We start from the raw sequence: 18,253 nt of genomic DNA, 5'->3' as shown, positions 1-18,253 counted from the left end.
ATGCCAGCCAACAGTATCAGGGGCTGACAGGCAAATTTTATTAATCAGTGTGATAATCATGTTGCTGGCCAAAAGTCACCATCATTCTGGCACCGCCCAAAGGACTTTCAGTGATGGTTATCTTACCTTGATACTGTTCAATAATTTCTGCGGCAACAGATAGCCCAAGCCCTTGCCCTGGACGTAAAGTATCGACGCGCTGGCCTCGTTGAAAGATTAACTGTCGTTTACTTTCGGGAATACCCGGTCCATCGTCGTCAACGACAATGGTAAGTTGTTTTTCAGAGTGCAGGGCGGTTATCTCGACGAATTCGAGGCAGTACTTGCAAGCATTTTCCAGTACATTTCCCATGACTTCCATGAAGTCATTTTGCTCACCAAGGAAAGTCACCTCGGGTGAGATATCCAGTGTAAGTACTACGCCTTTGCGCTGATAAACCTTATTTAGTGCACTGCATAGGCTGTCTAGCAGCGCGGGCACAGAGTGAATTTCACGAATGAGGACATTATGTTCGGAACGCATACTAGCACGGTGTAGGTAATAGCCAATCTGCTGAGAAATACGGCTTATCTGCTCAAGCATGATAGGTTCTACTTCTTCAATGGTGGTCTGTTTACCGGTACGTAAAGAGCGAAGCGTTGTTTGTAACACTGCTAGTGGGGTTTTGAGGCTATGAGTTAGGTCTGATAGTGTTGTGCGGTACTTGGTATAACGTTGGCGTTCATTTGTGAGCAAAATATTGAGATTTCGCACTAAACTTTGCAATTCACGCGGTGGATTCTCATCTAACTGTTCACGCTCGCCTTTTTCTAACTGACTTATCTGACTGACGAGAGCTTTAATTGGCCTGAGGCTCCAATATGCGGCTAACCACAGTAATGGTAATACTAACAATAAGTTAGCCAGTAGGACGTAGCTGAACCAGTTCCAAACCAAGTCTGAACGTTGTAATTCCTGTGGAATGGTATCGACGACCACAATAGTCAGTTGTGGTAAGCGGGACGTTGCTGGATAAGTATTAACCGAAACAGTGTGGGTTAATGCGCTGCTGTCGGTGTCATCGTATTTTTTTAGCTGATCTTGGGCCTTGGGATTATCCCCTAGCATCATACTGCTGATATGAGTTCCAGTATCAAGCTCGTGAATGCCCGGTTTTTGCAACCAGCTTTTTTCGATGTGAGATTCAAGTTCAGGTACATGGCGTTGACGCCATAGGATATTGCCATCTTTATCGTAAATCAGAACCTGTGTGGGAATGTTCAGTTCGAGTTCTGGGGGGACCGAGATGCTGAGTTTATTGTTATGCCACTGAGCCAGACTGAAAAACAGATTACTTTCACTGCGATGCGCACTAAAAGTATTTTTTTGAAAGCTGACAATATAACCCACTACAGCGACCATACCATAAGATAGCGACAGCGCTAAAATGACACCGGCTGTCGCCATAAGAAAACGTGCACGAAGGGAGAATGGTTTGCTATTTTTTCTGAACATGGTGTCTAGTTGGCGTCAAAACGGTATCCCTGACCACGGATGGTCATAATCACTTCGCCTTCATGTTCTGCTTGCAGTTTTTTACGCAAACGGCCCATTAATACATCAATAGTATGACTTTCACGCAGCTCGGCATCCGGATACAGTTGCAGCATTAATGTATCTTTGCTGACCACTTTACCAGCATTGCGAATAAGCGTTTCAATAATGGTGTACTCGAAAGCTGTCAGTTTAATTTGTTGCTGATTAACGCACAGTTCTCTGCGAGAGAGATCAATCTGAAAAGGAGGGAATTCAATAACTTGTGATGCGAGGCCAATATTACGTCGCATCAAAGCCTGTATCCGTGCGATGACTTCCTCCAGATGAAAAGGCTTGGTCACGTAATCATCTGCACCGGCTTCTAGTACCGCGACTTTATCTTGCCAACTTTCCCTTGCGGTCAACACTAGAATGGGTAGGTTTGTCTGATGGCTACGCCAGCGGCGGATAAGACTCAATCCATCCTCACCCGGTAAGCCAAGATCGATAATTGCGATATCAGGAGCATGTTCCTGCAAGAAATAGTCTGCCTCTTTGGCATCTTCTGCAGCATCAACTTGATGGCCCATTTCACGCATTTGCACCGTAAGATGGTGACGCAACAAAGCATTATCTTCAACAACCAGAACCCGCATACCACATTCCTCGATATTCGTTAGTCGGGTAATTTAATATTACCCGACAAGTCAAAATTAAAACAGTGACTTAGAAGTTATAACGTAAACCTACTTGCATTGCCTGATCGTTCACTTTCCAATTATGGTAGGTATAACCGACTTCAGCAGCAAGATTTTGTGTTAGCGAATAATCTGTCATGACTCGTGCTTCATGGAATGCACGGCCATCATAGTTCGCTAAACGGTAGGCAACATCCAGACCAATATCCTGTGATAACTTGCTTTTAATTCCGACTTCACCGGTAGCGCTATTATACGTATTAGTCTTTTTACCATCTTTGCTGGCATCAAATACCATTGCGTGGCGACTGCCACCCACTAAGGTATAAAAATCAACATTAGGAGAGAAAGCAAAATGGTAGCCCAGGCCAAGGACGGCTTCGGCAAGCCCACGATCATTATTGGCAATGCTGCTGATGCGAGCATCAATAAATAGATCATTATCAAAACCATAACCGCCGTTCAGGTAAAGCCCACCCATGTCGCGTTTGCCGATATGGCTGTAATTACTTTGGTCAAATTGCTTGTCGAAACGCGAATTGCTGCTGATGGAACCGTATTGCAACCCACCTGCTACGTAGTTGTAATCAGCCGCCATTGTGGCAGTACAGGTACCCATCAGGGCAACGGAAAGTAGTGTTTGCTTCAACATAAAAATAATAGCTCCTGCGGTTGTAACGTCCTTTTGACATTGCCGATATTATCAATGATAACGGCTAAACCGGGGCTAAACAGGGGCAGTACGTAAAGGAATAAGAAAAGAGAGGGGATACACAGGTGACATTGATCTGCCACCTGTGTTTAAGATTACAACATTACTTCAGTTCATCGACCATCGTTGTGGCACGACCAATATAATTGGCTGGGGTCATTGCCTTTAAGCGAGTCTTCTCTACTTCTGGCAAAGCCAAGCTATCGATAAATGCCTGCATACCTGCGGCATCGACACGTTTTCCACGCGTCAACTCCTTCAGTTTTTCATAAGGTTTTTCAATGCCATAGCGACGCATTACTGTTTGGATTGGTTCAGCCAGAACTTCCCAGTTATGATCCAATTCTTCCAACAGGTGCGCTTCGTTGACTTCCAGCTTGCTAATACCTTTCATGGTTGCCTGATAGGCAATCACGGCATAACCCAGACCCACACCTAAATTACGCAGCACAGTGGAGTCAGTCAGATCACGCTGCCAGCGTGAAACCGGCAATTTACTGGCCAAATGACCGAGTACTGCATTTGATAACCCAAGATTGCCCTCGGAGTTTTCGAAGTCGATTGGGTTTACTTTGTGCGGCATAGTACTTGAACCAATTTCACCAGCGATAGTTTTTTGCTTAAAGTGATTCAGTGCAATGTAGCCCCAGATATCACGATCAAAATCGATCAAAATGGTATTGAAACGAGCAACACAATCAAACAATTCAGCTATGTAGTCGTGAGGTTCGATTTGTGTCGTGTATGGGTTCCAGTTGATCCCAAGTGATGTCACAAAACTTTCACTGAACTGATGCCAATCAACTTCAGGATAAGCAACAATATGAGCGTTATAGTTACCTACAGCGCCGTTGATTTTCCCTAAGATTTCTACTTGCGACAACTGGCTGAACTGGCGTTCCATGCGGTAAGCGACGTTCGCCAGTTCTTTACCAATAGTGGATGGTGTTGCGGGTTGACCGTGAGTTCGGGACAGCAGTGGTAAGTCGCGGTACTGATGTGCCAGCGCTTTAATTGAATCAATAATCTGACGCCACATCGGTAATACCACATCCTGACGCGCGGTTTGCAACATGAGGGCGTGGGACAGGTTATTGATATCTTCTGACGTACATGCGAAGTGAATAAATTCTGATACGGCGTGCAGTGCCGGGATGCTTTCTACTTTTTCTTTTAAGAAGTATTCAACCGCTTTCACATCGTGATTAGTGGTGCGTTCAATGGTTTTAATGCGTTGCGCATCTTGCTCATTGAATTCTTGCACGATCTTATCAAGGTAAGCGTTTGCGTTTGCATCAAAAGCGGGAACTTCTTTGATTTCTGCACAGGCGGCCAGTTTTTGCAGCCAACGTACTTCGACCTGCACACGGAATTTCAGCAAACCAAATTCGCTGAAGATTGGGCGCAGTGCGCTGACTTTGTCGCCGTAGCGTCCATCAATCGGGGAAACGGCGGTCAGTGAGGATAATTCCATCGGTGGCAACTCCTGAGATCAGATTTCAATTATGAGCAAGAATACTCTGCGCCTGTTTAAACAGACGATTTCGCGAGAACATTAACTGCAAACGGCTTCCGCCGACTTGTTGCCAAAGCACGGCAGAACGGATACCCGCCAGCAGGGCAGCACGGACTTTTGCCTGCACCAATGTGCTTTGTAAAATAGCAGGTGAACCTGTCACCTGAATGCGCGGGCCAAGCGGGCTGATGACATCAGTATAAATCGCCGCCAGCGAACTCATCATGGTTTCGGATTCAAGATCGAAATGTGCCAACTGGCGATCAAGCTGACTAATACGATCTCCTAAGGTATTCATGGCTGACTTGTTGGCATGGAGCTTTCTTTCCAGCACCATCAAACTTAGGGTATAGCGAGTGAGTTCAGCAGCCGGCCCCTGACGGTTGGCGTTTAAGACACTTTGCAATGTTTCCAATCCCATTTTCAGAGACTGTTCGTTTCCACCATATACCGCCAAGGTTGAAGGCGGATTGGTTTGTAGCAGCCCGCCCAGTACCGTGTTCAATGCATCATTATCGCATTGGCCTTCATGAGCCAATTGCTGTACTAAGCGAGCAGACTGGCAGATCCCCGCCAGTGCTAACGTAATATCGTAATAATTTTTCGCCACGATCACTCCTGTAAACGTTCTGATGACTGATTTAGTTGATTACCGAGTCGGTCAGTGGATAACGCGCTTCAATGATACCACCACCAAGACAGACCTCACCTTGGTAGAAGACCGCAGACTGTCCCGGCGTGACCGCCGCAACGGGGTCATCAAACCGAACCTCAACGCGATCGTCATCCAGTGGCGTCACGGTGCAAGGAATGTCTTGTTGACGATAACGGGTTTTCACTACACAGCGGAAAGCCGCCGTGACCGGTTCTCTGTCAACCCAATGTAGCTGTTGGGCAATTAGGCCAACAGACATTAAACGTGGATGTTCATGCCCTTGAGCAACCAACAAAATGTTATTAGCCACGTCTTTGTCTACGACATACCACGGGTCATCACCACCGTCTTTAGTACCACCGATGCCTAAACCTTTACGCTGGCCTAGCGTGTGGTACATCAAGCCCTGATGTTCACCCATATGCTGACCATCTACAGTCATAATTGGGCCGGGTTGAGCTGGCAGATAGCGCCCCAGGAAATCCCGGAATTTGCGCTCACCAATAAAGCAGATGCCGGTGGAATCTTTTTTCTTCGCGGTAACGAGTTCTAATTGTTCAGCGATGCGGCGAACTTCTGGTTTCTCTAACTCGCCCACAGGGAACAAACTTTGGGCGAGTTGTTCGTGGCTCAAAGTATAAAGGAAGTAACTTTGATCTTTATTGCCATCTAAACCGCGCAACAAGCGGCTTTTACCATTCACGTCTTGGCGACGAACATAATGGCCGGTAGCAATGTAGTCTGCGCCCAAGTCTTCGGCTGCAAACTCAAGGAAAGCTTTAAATTTAATTTCTTTATTGCACAGAATATCGGGGTTGGGAGTGCGCCCAGCTTTATATTCTGCCAGGAACAGTTCAAACACATTATCCCAGTATTCTGCTGCAAAATTGACGGTGTGCAACTCCATGCCCAGTTTGTCACATACTGCTTGAGCATCGGCCAGATCGGTCGCTGCTGAACAATACTCTTCGTCATCATCCTCTTCCCAGTTCTTCATGAACAAACCAGCAACTTGGTAACCCTGTTGCTGGAGCAGGTAGGCGGAAACGGAAGAATCAACACCGCCGGACATACCGACGATGACTTTTTTCTGGCTGTTATCTGACATGGGAGTCTCACTAACTTAAACGCCGGGTGTGCCAAATACGGATTATCCGTATTACATTGCGCGGCAAACAAAGCATTATAAAAACAAGCGCCGGATTTTATCACGTTGGTTGTCTGCGCGCATCGCAGAATCGGTGCTTTGGCCAAATTACCTGAGTAAATCAAATCTGTCTTTTATAAAGGCCAATTAAATGTGCCAACCAGATCAAGGGAATAACGCTCTGGTTGCTGGTAACAGCGGATACTTTCCGCAACCAAAGGGGAGCGTAAGTTAGGCGCCTGTAATATTTCATCGGCGGTGAGCCACAGACAACAATCAATATCGCTGTCATGCGGTTCGGTCGGCAATTGATCTGCCAATTCTACGACAAAAGCGAAACGTAAAAATGGTGTTTTGTCCGGCGCTAACCATTGATGCATGCGCAGAAAAGATTGTGGGATAGCACGAATGCCAGTTTCTTCCCACAGTTCTCTCTCTGCGGCTTGCAGTAAAGTCTCATCTGCTTCCAAATGACCAGCAGGCTGATTCCATAATTTTTTCCCATTAATCGTCTCTTCGACCACTAAAAACTTCCCTTGAGCATGTACAACACAAGCGACAGTTACGTGCGGCTTAAACATGGTTTATCTCCTTCCATTCGCCGGGCTGTAGGTTGCCAAGGCTCAAATTTCCCATACTAAAACGTATCAGGCGCAGAGTTGGGAAGCCAACATGGGCTGTCATTCTGCGAACTTGTCGGTTACGGCCTTCAAAAAGTGTGATCTTTACCCAAGTTGTCGGAATATTTTTACGCTCCCGGATAGGTGGATTTCGTGGCCACAACCACTCTGGCTCATCAACCAACTCAGCCCCGGCAGGTAAAGTAGGGCCATCTTTTAGGGTTATTCCCCGTCGGAGTTGAGCCAACGCATCATCTCCAGGTACGCCTTCTACTTGGACGAAATAGACTTTCCCGGTTTTCTGCGCGGGCTGGGTGAGTTTGGCTTGTAATTTTCCATCGTTGGTTAATACCAGCAAACCTTCACTATCACGATCAAGCCGACCAGCGGCATAAACATCATTAAAGGGGATAAATTCCTTCAATGTTGTGCGCCCGGACTCATCAGTAAATTGAGGTAATACGTCAAAAGGCTTGTTGAATAACAGTACTCTCCGCGGGGCGATAGGCTTCCCCGACTTAGCCGGCGTCTTGGTGCTGAATCGGTTAACGTTGTGATTTTTAACAGAGAATTTATTCATGATTATTGCGATTCCGAATGATTAGCGCATTATACCTCAATCCGTTTCGGATTGGCGTGGAACGAATATTCAAGTAGTATTGACACGAATCTTACAAGGCATTAACAAAATTGCGCTGAAGGAGAGGTTGATGGAAAGCAAAGTAGTTGTTCCGGCAGAAGGTAAGAAAATTACTGTCGATGCTCAGGGTAAACTGGTTGTTCCGCATAATCCGATCATTCCATTTATTGAAGGTGACGGCATTGGTGTTGATGTGACTCCAGCCATGATCAACGTGGTGGATGCTGCGGTTAAGAAAGCCTATAAAGGTGAGCGTAAAATCTCCTGGATGGAAATCTACACCGGCGAGAAATCAACACATGTTTATGGTAAAGATGTTTGGTTGCCAGAAGAAACATTGGATCTGATTCGTGATTACCGTGTGGCAATTAAAGGCCCGCTAACCACGCCAGTGGGTGGTGGTATTCGTTCTCTGAATGTGGCTTTGCGTCAACAACTCGACCTGTATGTGTGCCTGCGCCCAGTTCGTTATTACGAAGGGACTCCTAGCCCGGTAAAACATCCTGAATTGACTAACATGGTGATTTTCCGCGAAAACGCAGAAGATATCTATGCGGGCATTGAATGGAAAGCCGGTTCACCAGAAGCTGAGAAAGTCATCAAGTTCCTGCGTGAAGAGATGGGCGTGAAGAAAATTCGCTTCCCTGAGCAATGTGGTATTGGTGTAAAACCTTGCTCGGAAGAAGGGACTAAACGTTTGGTACGTGCAGCGATTGAGTACGCTATTACCAATGATCGTGAATCAGTCACTCTGGTTCATAAAGGCAACATTATGAAATTCACCGAAGGCGCATTCAAAGACTGGGGTTACCAGTTAGCGCGCGAGGAATTTGGTGGTGAGCTGATCGATGGTGGTCCTTGGGTTAAAATCAAAAACCCAAACAATGGCAAAGATATCATTGTGAAAGACGTCATTGCTGATGCTTTCTTGCAACAGATCCTGCTGCGTCCTGCTGAATATGATGTTATTGCCTGTATGAACCTGAACGGCGATTACATTTCTGATGCATTAGCTGCACAAGTCGGCGGTATTGGTATTGCCCCAGGTGCCAACATTGGTGACGAGTGTGCTTTGTTTGAAGCCACACACGGCACTGCGCCAAAATATGCGGGTCAGGATAAAGTGAACCCTGGCTCAATTATTCTGTCCGCAGAAATGATGCTGCGTCATATGGGCTGGTTCGAAGCGGCCGACTTGATTATCAAAGGCACCGAAGGCGCAATTCAGGCCAAGACTGTGACTTATGATTTCGAGCGCTTAATGGATGGCGCTAAACTATTGAAATGCAGTGAATTTGGCGACGCCATTATTCAGCACATGTAATTGCACGATTAGTGCAATATCTCACGGAGGCTTCGGCTTCCGTGATTTTTTCAACCTTCTTATGTTTCTTCTGCAAAACTCCTGCAAAACCCTTCTGCAAAACCGTACAAAAAACAACCCAAATTACACAGCTAAAACTATCCATTCTTTGCCTCTGTCATCATTATATTTGTCGGTCATCGCTTGGTTTTTATGTCCAAGCAATGTCTTAGTGTCTACCCCTTGTTCGCGATATAGCCTCTCAGATAATGATCGTTGTTCGTGAAATGTTGGTGGGGTGCCGTCTTTCCAATCCAAATCACTTTTATCCCTTGCTGATGAGAAGCCCGTAGTGATCGCATTACTTGATACTTGCCCCCCGCGCTTAGCCATTGATGTTGTATGGTGATAGTGAAGCATGTATGGGCTGACTATCATGTCACGGCATCGTGCGATAACATCTTGCAGCGTATAACCAACAGACTCACACTTCAGGCTTATTGGTATTGCTATTCTGGTGCCAGTTTTTCCTTGCACGATATGGAGGTGATTATCCCAAACATCGCTAAATTTCATGTCAGCGATATCCCCTAAACGCTGACCAGTAACCAAAGCAAGGAGCATTGCATTTTGGATATAACCTTGCATATTAGCGGCGGCATTAAAAATTGATTCCCATTCATCAAAATTCAAACGAACACGGGTAACTTTGTTTGCTGGCTGCTTGGTGGCCAACGCCGGATTGTAACCAGGTGGAACTTCCCCGGCGTGCTGGGCCTCCTTGTACACATCGATAAGAACCATCCGGACAACCTGCGCCATCCGTTTTTGTCCTTTGTCTTTATATTCTTCAATTACAGAAGCTATATCTCTAGCCCCAACATCAGGAAGGAGCAACATTCCACAATGACGCCTGAATGCCTCAACAGGCGCACTTTTTTGCTTAAGTGTGTTGAGTTTTATTTCCTCACTATCGTAACGTTCTTGCTGGATTGCGAGATAACGATCTAACCAAGTTGTTACCGTTATGGCCTTACCGGTTTTGAGACTGATTTCATCTCGCGCCTTTAGTAATTGCCCCATTTGCTGACTAGCAAAGCGACTATTAGCTTCAATAGCGATAGCCTTTGCCGCTGCCTCATCATCACCTAACCCATGAAATTTCCCTGATACAGGGTGCTTATAACGCCAGTAGACCTTTTTGGTTCTGGCGTCTGTGTAGCACGATAGACCTGGTACATTTATGTTGTACTTACGAGGTCTGGCCATCTTCCATTATCCTCTTCAAGCGTGGGTCATCATCTTTTCTCACTACCGGCTTGACGGTCACACCGACGAATCGGGCATTCTTGTCAACCCGCCAGCACCTGCCAGCTTTAAAAGGTGGCGGCGATATCATGCCATGTTGTGCATATTTTAGTAATGTGGGATAGCTGGGGATGGGTTCATCGAACTCATCAGCGGCCCAGTCCTTAAGTGTCTGTGTTCTAGCCATCTGACACCTCTTTGTTAGGTGGGTAAAACATTGTTGAACACTCTGACGGATAGCCCGCCTGCCGGATCGCTATAGAGCACATAGCAATGGCGGCGTTGAAATGGTTCGCGGCGTTCAGGTGTTCACCCTCCAGACCAGTGATATCAATCATTGGAGGGAGGATAACCGGTGTTTTGGTGGCCGCTTGCCATGCTGACTTGGCATAATATTTAGCGGTGCCGTCATGCTGGAAAGTGATCCACATATCGCGATCGGTTATGGCCCATTCTTCGAATGATTTTTTGTTAGTCATTGGCGCATACCTCCATAACAAAATCAGTAATAGTGGCTTCACCCATTGCCGCCCACCAGTGCCAATGCCCGTAGCAATCAGCTTCATCTTCCGCTTCGGTAATGCGCTCGAATGGTTCACCGTTCCACTTGCCTGTACATTTAAATTTCACGGTTTCACCTCCACGAAGCAATAATAGCGGCCACCGTTATGCAATTTATCAATCTCACCATCTTTGATGCCTTGCTTCATGGCCCGTCCAGCATAGATATACGAGGCTGATGTGGGGTCAATCGATGGCTCATCTCGGTACGCTTCAACAGCACAGGCAACATGCCAACGGGAAAATCCGTATGTGACAGTCATTAAACTTTTGAGCTGTAGCATCGTTGGATTATTGGTTTTAATCATTCCCATTTTCACACCGCCCCTATCGCTTTCTGAACCACTCGATAGCCCTTTTTACGGGGCTGATTAATCGACTTGAAACTTACCGGTGCTACTTGTGGTCTAGCTGGTGGCGCTTCATTTATCCCGTTTCGGATGCGGTACTTTGCTTTGGCTAACCAGTTAAGGTATTTAGTCCAGTCGCACCCATCGTCAACAATCACAGTGGCCCGCACTTCGGTGTCATGAATATCGGCTTGCTTACCCATTGGTAGCCCCCTTGCGATACCCGGCGTCATATAGCATTTCAAGGTACTGTCGAACGCTGGTGGTATCAGGCGCATTGACATACATGACGTGCATTTCATCGACCGCTATATCTCTTTCGGTAGCTTCCTGTGCTGCAATGTTTTCATTCAGACGGTAACCGGCTGCCAATACTGCTTTAGCGATTTTGCCCGGAAGTGGGTTTACCGAGTAGAATTCATCAACCAACACACCAAGTTCAAATTTAAGCACTCCATCCAACGTTTCCGGCCAGACATCTGGAGGTAGAAAATCCATGCAGTGGTTACCGATAATGTTCATCGTCAAATCAGTAATTTCATCCGCACCGCGTTCTGGCTTACGGTAGTGAGCTACCCAGATAGCGGTTGTGATATCACCTGGATCACTGCCGGCTGATTTGATGATGTTAGCCAGTTGGAAAATGTTGCTATCAGTCATCGATTGTTACCCCCATCAATTGAGCGGCTTTATCTACCCCGAGGTCCTGCACCATGTCTCCGAATTGGTCGAGCTGACAGGTAATCCACTTCAAACCAAACTCTGTAAGCGGCGGTATATTGCCCTGATCAAACAGAAGTCCATGCTGTGGTTTTTCTTTGGCTTCCCAATCGATAAGTGACACGTAATAAGCACCTCGCTGGAAAAGTGATTTTCCAGCCTGCTCTAGATACCCATCAATCAAACCGCGCAAACCAATAAAAGTTAGAGATATATCTCCAAATTTATGGCGATAAACAGGCCGCCTGTGAATTGCCGTTTGATGAATAATGAATGCTTCGCTAATCCAGCAGAGGGCATATTGATGACTTTCTTCAGTAGTTAAATTTTCATCCCAAATCATCGTTTCACCTCAGCCAGAACCACCTTATAGGCATGCATGATCAGCGGCGTACGTCCGGTAATAACGGTTGTGCGACGAATGAAGCCTTTATTTTTTGCCTGAACACTGCCGATACGCAGCAAAACAACATCCACGCAGCGGTTATGCTGGCGAACATGAGGCAACCAGCTAGTAAGTGTCAGTGATGCGGTTACGCCATGATCGATATAGCTGATATTCATTGAGCCTTCTCCCCATCGTTATTTCCAGATTTCAGGCGCAAGGTGAAGCCGCCGAACTCTGGATGCTGCCAGCGCTTAAGTTTGCCGGTGGGTGGTGTGGACTCATCAAGCAAGGTTTGAGCTGCCGACATAAACGAATCACGGTGAATCAGTAAATGGCCTCGCTCACCATTGGTCAGGCGGGTAGGTAGCTTCGAGAACGTAGTCAATCGGCGGCAGGCATCATCTGATAACCCACAAGCCCACGACAGATCAGACACAAGGGCATATTCAGATTGTCCGCTATCTGGCGTGTGGTGGCTGACCTGCAAGGCTTCTGGTGCTGGTGGCGCGATAGCTACAATTGGTTCAGCTACTGGCTGATACTTTTGAATACCAACAATATCGATCACCGCCTTCATGGTTGCCGATGCGGTTGCTTCTGCCACAACGCGAGCCAGGGAAAGAATGTCATTGTTCATGCTGTTTTCCTGGGGTGCTGACTGTACTGCGATGCGTGGTTGCTCCAGTTCTTCCTTCATAGTTCGCCATTGTTTAACCATCGACATACGACGGAGGGCGTCATAGCCAGTCGCAAGGCATTGCGAGTGTTCAAAGTCAAGAAAGTATTCCCAGGCATTAGGATTATTCATATCGTAATGAACGCAACTAACCCCTTGATTCGTAAGGTTGAGCAGATTTGCGCTACGGATGTAGTCCTTCTCTTCGCCCCCGTAAAGCTGCACAAGCATGACGCGAATATCACGACAGACTTCTTTGTGTTCTTTAAGGACTACCACCGCTATTTCACGGCTTCCCATCATTGGATTATTGCTATTGGTGCTAATTAACTGACTCATTTTGTTAGTCCTCATTATCCTGAATAAACCCGCTATGCACCGAAGTGGCCTTTTCATTAGCAATCAGAACGCACTGTTCAAATTCTTCCGCTGTTACCCGTTGCCGTAATGCTTGAATCAAAAAGTGGTCTTTCGAAATATGCAGATTGATATTCCTTTCTTTTTCCTTCTGCCTTAAAACAGATAGCTGCCCGCAAATCTGAGTCCTGATCCAATGCCACGTTTTATGTGCGGTAGTGGCTCGGATATACCAATCACTGGCCTTATCACTGGCTTTAGTTAGTTGTGACTCAATTCTGTCCAGAGTGGCGTTAGCAACATTCAATGCCTCAAGGTGGTCTGTAATCGTCAGTAGCGACCCAACATCAATGCGCTCCTGGTTGTTTGCTTTGCTTATTCCCATCACCTACACCCCCAATTCTTTGTTGTATCGCTGGTGGCTCATGGCCTCCCAGTGCTGCCCACCGTCTTTCGATAACAACCGCCAGCGGTGGGTAATGCGTAAAGACAGATAGCCATACTGATACGTGCGGCGAGGGCGAACGGCTCCACGGCGGTACCGGTTTAAAATCTGAGTGGCCCCGATGTAGATCCGAAGCGGGATTCGGTTTCCTGATAGGTTCACTTTGCCTTTCCTTTTGCTTTAGCCATTTCGGCAATATTTTTAACGAGTGAATTCATGAAATCTTTTCCCACCTCGGTAAGGTGATCGCTGCTTTTAGATAAGAAGCTGTCATAGGTGTTAATAATGAATTCCCCAGCTTCGAGCCGTTTGTATTCCCCGTAAATTTCCGCTTCGAAATCTATTAAGGCTTCGATCAGTACTCTCTCGGATAATTCCACGGTGTACATGCCGCCATCTTTCAAGCTGACAATGACGCAATGGCTATTTGTTTTGCGCATCATGGATTCGAGCTTTGCGTCAACAATGTGCTTGCGTCTCTTATTAATTAATTCAATGTTGCTCATATTTGAATTACCTTACTTTTCGGCCTTTAGGTGTAGGTAGTCCTAACCCGAAGGCCATAGTTAATATTTTTTACGATTACTTAATTAATAAGGTTTGCGTTTATATAACTCGTCACGTGTTTCAACCCATCGCTGATATTCTTTGTTCCATTTATCGATTTTGCGCTGTTTAGCTAACAGGCGACGAAGATGATGAACTGCTCTTTCACGGCAGTGGATATAATCATGAAGTAAGTCACCGCGAATCCATGCCTTGCGCTCAGTGTCATAAACATCATCTTCACGTATAGGCAATCCAAGGCGCTGATAAACAGAGGTTGCCATAACTTGAGCTAATTTATTAATTGCAGCACTACGGCTTAGATAGCGCTTATAAACACCGTGGCGATTAACAATATATATTTGTGCGAGCACTTTTATTAATGCACGATTTATACCGCCATCATCGACAATGAAATTATCACCCATTCGTTCGTAATCAATTTTTTCAGGTTTCATTTTTTGCCTTCTTTATATTTCTCATAATCGTAATCGGCTAGTTTACTATTAGCTGCGATCATCACTTCTGGAACGCCGTCTAATAACGTTATGATTGCGCCGATCTTGTCAGATACATCGTTCTTGTTGCTAGTGGCAAGTTCAAGCCACATTGCCAAGACCGCTTGCGCTTGCTTTACCTGATGGGTGACATCTTCCAATTGATTAGATTTCATGGTCAGTTCCTTCCAGCGCAGCACGTCCAGCCATAGTTTTAGCGTAATCAGCACAGTAGCTAATGATGCAATCTGCCAGTTGAACGCCTTGCCCGGGGTCTTGAGTTAGCCTTTGCGCCGCTTCCAGATACACCGCGATATCACTCAGTACATCAGTCAATGCTTGGTCGGTGCATGGATTATCTACCTTATTCACGATTAGCTGCCCTCTGTGCCATTTCTTCCCGTAACCACCCGCCAACATGACCCGTTAGTTTTGCTAATAGGCTTGCAATGGCTGAGACATCACCACTCTGTAATTCACGGGGGTGACTCTCAAGCAAGAGACAAACTAACTCAGCCTGATACGCCATTTCTTCCGCTTTTTCTAATGTGATTTCATGCGCCATGATTCACCTCCCGAACTGGAACTTTACCCGCGAATGAAATAACGTAATCGCGAATCAATTGTTGCCGAGCTTCTTTATAGCTTCGGGCAGTTACTCGCATCATGACTGGCTTAGCTTTAACGTCAGAGCGCTTAATGGTTGCAAAGATGAATACCGTTAAGATAGAATCCGCTTCAACCTTATTAATGTCATCGCTGAAGTTATTTAAGGCTAGGCTCTGGTATTCGATTGGCGTCATTACCAGAGCCGCATTGCTGTGACATGTCACGTTATTCATGATTTAGCCTCACCGGTTTCTTTTTTTGAATAAAATTCAGTTATATCTTCAATCTCTATAATTGCTTCGATAACTTCTGAGCCGCGAGTTAATAAAAGACCTATATTAGCCATATCACCGCGCATTTCATTATCGGGGTATTTTTCATTATCACAGGCCCAAAACATTAGATTGCCAATAGCCTTGAATCCATCAATGAAACATTCTCTTGTTGAACCGGCAATACTTGAAATATCTTTTAAGTCCTCTTGTTGTTTCTTGATGTGGCTTGAGTCAATAAACAAGTCTTGAGCTCTGATCATATCTACCTCGTTATTAGGTGCGTGGCTGGGTGGTGGTTTTTGACGACTCAAGTATGTAAAGTAATTTAGAGTTGAGTTCTGATGATTTATCAATAATTAACTCATCGAGGAATGGACGATCATCCTGTGACTGAGTGATGCTTAATGATTGCAGGATATTAATTTGACGAGCCATGAACATGGCTCTTTCAATCTCTTCGCTGAAGTTTAACATTTCCCAACCCCTCTATCGTTTTGTGCTTAAGTGATAGAGTTGATTCTAATTAAATTAAACTTAAATTCAAGGTTAAATTTAATTTTAATTTAATTAATTTTCAAGTTTATGATTTTTAAGTGAATTGGAGGTGGTCGTATAATGAAGCTAGGGGTAAGCGGTTAATTGCGTACCCCTAGGTAAGCTGATTGGAGGGTTTACTCTTTACCTTTGCGCTTTCTTGAATCTTTGAGTTCCATGAATAGATTGTCATAAAAAACAACCTTATCCTTAATGTAATCAATCAATTTATCTTTTTCTGTAGCTGGAAGTTGGGACACTAGATCCAGCAATTCCCTCTCGTATTGGCTTAACCCTTGCTCATTTGATGTTGGAGCTGGTGCTGAGGATTCTCCATATAGCAACCATGCAGGATCGCAAGTTAGAACATCCGCAAGACTATGTAATTTTGCTCCGCTAGGTTCGGCATCACCTCTCTCCCATAGGGATATGGCTACATGGGACACACCCATTAAGCGCGAGACATCACTTTGAGTAAACCCAAGGGCAGTACGACGCTGCTTGATCCTGAGTCCTACGCTGATTTTATCGGTTTCTTTTTTCATGAAAGTATTCTAACCCCGTTTGACTTAATTTAAATTTAAATGCAGAATTAAATTAAACTTTAATGAGGCGAATTCTGCAATGAAAAAAAATGATGTCATCACGTTTTTCGGAACACAGCGTAGCACGGCTGAAAAGCTTGGCATATCAGAGCAGGCGGTTTGTCAGTGGGGAAACATCATCCCTGAAAAGAACGCCCTCCGTTTGAGTCAGCTTACCGATGGAAAGTTGGCATACGACGAATCTCTCTACCGTTCAGCTCCTACCCAAGACTAACTCACAACAGGAGGCAGTGATGAATAACCTGATTAATAAACTCCCTATGGACAGTCTCGCAATCGCAGAACTGGCAGATGCTCGTCACTATGATGCCAAGAGAAGCATTGAGCGATTGGCGAGTCGAGGCGCTATTCAAGCCCCAGCCATCCGCCTCGTTGGGTATGTCAACAACTTGGGTTTTACAGTTAAGCGTACTGTTTATTTTTTTGAGGGTGCTGGTGCGCAGCATGATATTGCCGTGGTTCTTGCTCGATTGTGCAAAGAATTCACACCGAAATTACCGCCTTACCATGGTGCAAAAATCACTTTCCTTCAAGCAATCAGCCAAGAGGTAGCGGTATGAATCAGTTGATTAACAATAAGCCATCAATGACCCATAAAGAGATCGCTGACCTGGTTGGCTCTCGCCCTGATAACGTCAAAGTATCTATTGAGCGATTAGCAGATCGCGGTGTTATCCACCGCCCTGAGACAAAGGTTTGTGCAAGAATCAATGGGTTAGGATTAGAGCAGCAAGAATGGATGTACGTATTTGAAGGCGACCAAGGCAAGCGTGACAGCATTGTAGTAGTAGCTCAACTCTGCCCAGAGTTCACAGCAAGTTTAGTTGATCGCTGGCGTGAACTGGAAGAAGAACGTTGTCGCCCAAAATCACAAGCTGAACTTATCGCGGCAATGGCAATGGCTAACCTCGAACAAGAGCGCCGCCTGAATCATGTTGAGGATCGGGTGGTAGCTGTTACCGAAACCATCGAGAAAATCAAACGTGGTTCCATTCCGGTTGGTTGGGCGGGTTATTCACTGCTTAAGACCAAATCCGGCATGACCGTTCCCAAGTGCAAGAATCTTGTTAATGCGTGCCGCATCCCCACAGACACCATCACCATCATGACACCTGACGGACAGCCACGCCCGATGGCTATCGTCTTGGAAGCTGATTTCATGGCTGCATTTCGCAAGATGATGTCCGAAGCGGAACCACGCGGCACACGTTGGTATCACCCGAAAATGGGGATATTCCAAGCTATTGGCTGGGCAGGTGCCGCATGAACGGTAAAATCTATTTTTCCCCATCAAGTTTCGTTTTCGAATACCCGTTCGATAACCCGCTACAGCGCCTGATTATGATGCGTATCTTGTCTAATGGCAGTTGTGATGGTGAGGGTGAACGAATTTTCGATAATGATGTTCTTAGCCAATTCTGCTGCTGTACCAAGCAGGCGATGTTCAAAGAAGTAAAAAATCTTGAGCGAGCAGGGTGTCTGAAAGTCCGAAAAATTGGAGCGCTCACCACTGATCTAAAGGTTCGCCTTGAGTCAGCGCGTGGTTACACCATCACTCCGAAAGTGGGGGCTTAG

General features: G+C 45.8%; 34 protein-coding genes. 5 read left to right on the top strand and 29 right to left on the bottom strand.

Features of this window, described 5'->3' with window-relative positions:
• Positions 1–40: 40 nt before the first annotated feature.
• The 8 genes from phoQ to rluE all read right to left on the bottom strand — a co-directional run bounded on the left by phoQ (position 41) and on the right by rluE (position 7,444).
• On the bottom strand, positions 41–1,495 hold the full coding sequence (gene phoQ, locus HUZ92_RS02930; RefSeq protein ID WP_050097288.1) for a two-component system sensor histidine kinase PhoQ: 1,455 nt from the start codon (positions 1,493–1,495) through the stop codon (positions 41–43).
• Positions 1,496–1,500: 5 nt separating this feature from the next.
• On the bottom strand, positions 1,501–2,172 hold the full coding sequence (gene phoP, locus HUZ92_RS02925) for a two-component system response regulator PhoP (RefSeq protein ID WP_050097289.1): 672 nt from the start codon (positions 2,170–2,172) through the stop codon (positions 1,501–1,503).
• A gap of 70 nt (positions 2,173–2,242) precedes the next feature.
• Positions 2,243–2,866: a YPO1635 family putative outer membrane beta-barrel protein gene (locus tag HUZ92_RS02920; protein WP_050097292.1), complete on the bottom strand. Its 624-nt coding sequence runs from the start codon at positions 2,864–2,866 to the stop codon at positions 2,243–2,245.
• 163 nt (positions 2,867–3,029) lie between these two features.
• Positions 3,030–4,400: an adenylosuccinate lyase gene (gene purB / locus HUZ92_RS02915; RefSeq protein ID WP_145579680.1), complete on the bottom strand. Its 1,371-nt coding sequence runs from the start codon at positions 4,398–4,400 to the stop codon at positions 3,030–3,032.
• Between the two features lie 25 nt (positions 4,401–4,425).
• Positions 4,426–5,052: a high frequency lysogenization protein HflD gene (gene hflD, locus HUZ92_RS02910; RefSeq protein ID WP_050097294.1), complete on the bottom strand. Its 627-nt coding sequence runs from the start codon at positions 5,050–5,052 to the stop codon at positions 4,426–4,428.
• A gap of 31 nt (positions 5,053–5,083) precedes the next feature.
• Positions 5,084–6,205, bottom strand: a complete 1,122-nt coding sequence (mnmA, locus tag HUZ92_RS02905) for a tRNA 2-thiouridine(34) synthase MnmA (protein ID WP_050097295.1) — start codon at positions 6,203–6,205, stop codon at positions 5,084–5,086.
• Positions 6,206–6,378: 173 nt separating this feature from the next.
• A complete protein-coding gene (locus HUZ92_RS02900) occupies positions 6,379–6,825 on the bottom strand; it encodes an NUDIX hydrolase (protein ID WP_050295351.1) in 447 nt (148 codons plus the stop codon).
• Positions 6,818–7,444, bottom strand: a complete 627-nt coding sequence (gene rluE / locus HUZ92_RS02895; RefSeq protein WP_050097299.1) for a 23S rRNA pseudouridine(2457) synthase RluE — start codon at positions 7,442–7,444, stop codon at positions 6,818–6,820. The genes HUZ92_RS02900 and rluE overlap by 8 nt, the downstream gene beginning before the upstream one ends.
• Positions 7,445–7,574: 130 nt before the next feature.
• On the opposite strand from rluE, the gene icd reads away from it, so the two are divergent.
• Entirely contained in the window at positions 7,575–8,828 is a 1,254-nt protein-coding gene (icd, locus tag HUZ92_RS02890; protein ID WP_019209643.1) for an NADP-dependent isocitrate dehydrogenase, read from the top strand.
• 123 nt (positions 8,829–8,951) lie between these two features.
• Here the strand turns inward: icd and HUZ92_RS02885 are convergent, their stop codons facing one another.
• The 21 genes from HUZ92_RS02885 to HUZ92_RS02790 form a co-directional block, all read right to left on the bottom strand.
• The gene (locus HUZ92_RS02885) at positions 8,952–10,076 is read right to left on the bottom strand and encodes a phage integrase Arm DNA-binding domain-containing protein (protein WP_050879233.1); all 1,125 of its coding nucleotides are present in this window, start codon (positions 10,074–10,076) and stop codon (positions 8,952–8,954) included.
• On the bottom strand, positions 10,060–10,302 hold the full coding sequence (locus HUZ92_RS02880; protein ID WP_050879232.1) for an excisionase: 243 nt from the start codon (positions 10,300–10,302) through the stop codon (positions 10,060–10,062). Before HUZ92_RS02880 ends, HUZ92_RS02885 begins: the two co-directional genes overlap by 17 nt.
• Entirely contained in the window at positions 10,295–10,594 is a 300-nt protein-coding gene (locus tag HUZ92_RS02875) for a hypothetical protein (RefSeq protein WP_145579679.1), read from the bottom strand. Before HUZ92_RS02875 ends, HUZ92_RS02880 begins: the two co-directional genes overlap by 8 nt.
• On the bottom strand, positions 10,587–10,745 hold the full coding sequence (locus HUZ92_RS02870; RefSeq protein WP_087819040.1) for a hypothetical protein: 159 nt from the start codon (positions 10,743–10,745) through the stop codon (positions 10,587–10,589). Before HUZ92_RS02870 ends, HUZ92_RS02875 begins: the two co-directional genes overlap by 8 nt.
• Entirely contained in the window at positions 10,742–10,990 is a 249-nt protein-coding gene (locus HUZ92_RS02865; RefSeq protein WP_049611539.1) for a hypothetical protein, read from the bottom strand. Before HUZ92_RS02865 ends, HUZ92_RS02870 begins: the two co-directional genes overlap by 4 nt.
• Positions 10,991–10,992: 2 nt before the next feature.
• Positions 10,993–11,229, bottom strand: coding sequence for a hypothetical protein (locus tag HUZ92_RS02860; protein ID WP_145579678.1), 237 nt, complete (start codon positions 11,227–11,229; stop codon positions 10,993–10,995).
• The gene (locus HUZ92_RS02855; RefSeq protein WP_145579677.1) at positions 11,222–11,686 is read right to left on the bottom strand and encodes a hypothetical protein; all 465 of its coding nucleotides are present in this window, start codon (positions 11,684–11,686) and stop codon (positions 11,222–11,224) included. The genes HUZ92_RS02860 and HUZ92_RS02855 overlap by 8 nt, the downstream gene beginning before the upstream one ends.
• Positions 11,679–12,089 carry a hypothetical protein gene (locus HUZ92_RS02850; RefSeq protein WP_145579676.1) on the bottom strand — a complete coding sequence of 137 codons (411 nt, stop codon included), beginning with the start codon at positions 12,087–12,089 and terminating at the stop codon, positions 11,679–11,681. The genes HUZ92_RS02855 and HUZ92_RS02850 overlap by 8 nt, the downstream gene beginning before the upstream one ends.
• Positions 12,086–12,310 carry a hypothetical protein gene (locus HUZ92_RS02845; RefSeq protein WP_145579675.1) on the bottom strand — a complete coding sequence of 75 codons (225 nt, stop codon included), beginning with the start codon at positions 12,308–12,310 and terminating at the stop codon, positions 12,086–12,088. Before HUZ92_RS02845 ends, HUZ92_RS02850 begins: the two co-directional genes overlap by 4 nt.
• Entirely contained in the window at positions 12,307–13,149 is an 843-nt protein-coding gene (locus HUZ92_RS02840; protein ID WP_145579674.1) for a Rha family transcriptional regulator, read from the bottom strand. The genes HUZ92_RS02845 and HUZ92_RS02840 overlap by 4 nt, the downstream gene beginning before the upstream one ends.
• A 4-nt stretch (positions 13,150–13,153) precedes the next feature.
• Entirely contained in the window at positions 13,154–13,552 is a 399-nt protein-coding gene (locus HUZ92_RS02835; RefSeq protein WP_145579673.1) for a hypothetical protein, read from the bottom strand.
• A 3-nt stretch (positions 13,553–13,555) separates the two neighbouring features.
• A complete protein-coding gene (locus tag HUZ92_RS21070; RefSeq protein ID WP_145579672.1) occupies positions 13,556–13,774 on the bottom strand; it encodes a ParE family toxin-like protein in 219 nt (72 codons plus the stop codon).
• Positions 13,771–14,118, bottom strand: coding sequence for a hypothetical protein (locus tag HUZ92_RS02830; RefSeq protein ID WP_145579671.1), 348 nt, complete (start codon positions 14,116–14,118; stop codon positions 13,771–13,773). The genes HUZ92_RS21070 and HUZ92_RS02830 overlap by 4 nt, the downstream gene beginning before the upstream one ends.
• An 84-nt stretch (positions 14,119–14,202) precedes the next feature.
• Positions 14,203–14,616: a hypothetical protein gene (locus HUZ92_RS02825; protein ID WP_145579670.1), complete on the bottom strand. Its 414-nt coding sequence runs from the start codon at positions 14,614–14,616 to the stop codon at positions 14,203–14,205.
• On the bottom strand, positions 14,613–14,831 hold the full coding sequence (locus HUZ92_RS02820) for a hypothetical protein (RefSeq protein ID WP_050156824.1): 219 nt from the start codon (positions 14,829–14,831) through the stop codon (positions 14,613–14,615). The genes HUZ92_RS02825 and HUZ92_RS02820 overlap by 4 nt, the downstream gene beginning before the upstream one ends.
• Entirely contained in the window at positions 14,821–15,027 is a 207-nt protein-coding gene (locus tag HUZ92_RS02815) for a hypothetical protein (protein ID WP_050075097.1), read from the bottom strand. Before HUZ92_RS02815 ends, HUZ92_RS02820 begins: the two co-directional genes overlap by 11 nt.
• Positions 15,020–15,220: a hypothetical protein gene (locus HUZ92_RS02810; protein ID WP_145579669.1), complete on the bottom strand. Its 201-nt coding sequence runs from the start codon at positions 15,218–15,220 to the stop codon at positions 15,020–15,022. The genes HUZ92_RS02815 and HUZ92_RS02810 overlap by 8 nt, the downstream gene beginning before the upstream one ends.
• On the bottom strand, positions 15,210–15,497 hold the full coding sequence (locus HUZ92_RS02805) for a host cell division inhibitor Icd-like protein (RefSeq protein ID WP_072098916.1): 288 nt from the start codon (positions 15,495–15,497) through the stop codon (positions 15,210–15,212). The genes HUZ92_RS02810 and HUZ92_RS02805 overlap by 11 nt, the downstream gene beginning before the upstream one ends.
• The gene (locus HUZ92_RS02800) at positions 15,494–15,799 is read right to left on the bottom strand and encodes a hypothetical protein (RefSeq protein WP_050875580.1); all 306 of its coding nucleotides are present in this window, start codon (positions 15,797–15,799) and stop codon (positions 15,494–15,496) included. Before HUZ92_RS02800 ends, HUZ92_RS02805 begins: the two co-directional genes overlap by 4 nt.
• A gap of 13 nt (positions 15,800–15,812) precedes the next feature.
• Entirely contained in the window at positions 15,813–16,013 is a 201-nt protein-coding gene (locus HUZ92_RS02795; protein WP_049611580.1) for a hypothetical protein, read from the bottom strand.
• Positions 16,014–16,210: 197 nt separating this feature from the next.
• Complete coding sequence (locus HUZ92_RS02790; protein WP_049611583.1) at positions 16,211–16,618, bottom strand: helix-turn-helix domain-containing protein; 408 nt, start codon at positions 16,616–16,618, stop codon at positions 16,211–16,213.
• 79 nt (positions 16,619–16,697) lie between these two features.
• Here HUZ92_RS02790 and HUZ92_RS02785 point away from each other — a divergent pair, with 79 nt between their 5' ends.
• Genes HUZ92_RS02785 through HUZ92_RS02770 form a run of 4 tightly spaced genes read left to right on the top strand, consistent with a single transcriptional unit; the run spans position 16,698 to position 18,253 of the window.
• The gene (locus HUZ92_RS02785) at positions 16,698–16,892 is read left to right on the top strand and encodes a Cro/CI family transcriptional regulator (protein ID WP_049611585.1); all 195 of its coding nucleotides are present in this window, start codon (positions 16,698–16,700) and stop codon (positions 16,890–16,892) included.
• Between the two features lie 19 nt (positions 16,893–16,911).
• Entirely contained in the window at positions 16,912–17,238 is a 327-nt protein-coding gene (locus HUZ92_RS02780; RefSeq protein ID WP_049611589.1) for a hypothetical protein, read from the top strand.
• Positions 17,235–17,945, top strand: a complete 711-nt coding sequence (locus tag HUZ92_RS02775; RefSeq protein WP_049611592.1) for a Rha family transcriptional regulator — start codon at positions 17,235–17,237, stop codon at positions 17,943–17,945. The genes HUZ92_RS02780 and HUZ92_RS02775 overlap by 4 nt, the downstream gene beginning before the upstream one ends.
• Positions 17,942–18,253 (top strand): transcriptional regulator, encoded by a 312-nt coding sequence (locus tag HUZ92_RS02770; protein ID WP_145579668.1) that lies wholly within the window; start codon positions 17,942–17,944, stop codon positions 18,251–18,253. Before HUZ92_RS02775 ends, HUZ92_RS02770 begins: the two co-directional genes overlap by 4 nt.

Origin of the sequence: Yersinia vastinensis (assembly GCF_902726565.1) — a bacterium.
In the GTDB taxonomy this organism is placed as follows: domain Bacteria; phylum Pseudomonadota; class Gammaproteobacteria; order Enterobacterales; family Enterobacteriaceae; genus Yersinia; species Yersinia vastinensis.
The sequence above is the reverse complement of the archived record's forward strand: the minus strand, read 5'-3'. Positions and strand labels throughout refer to the sequence as shown.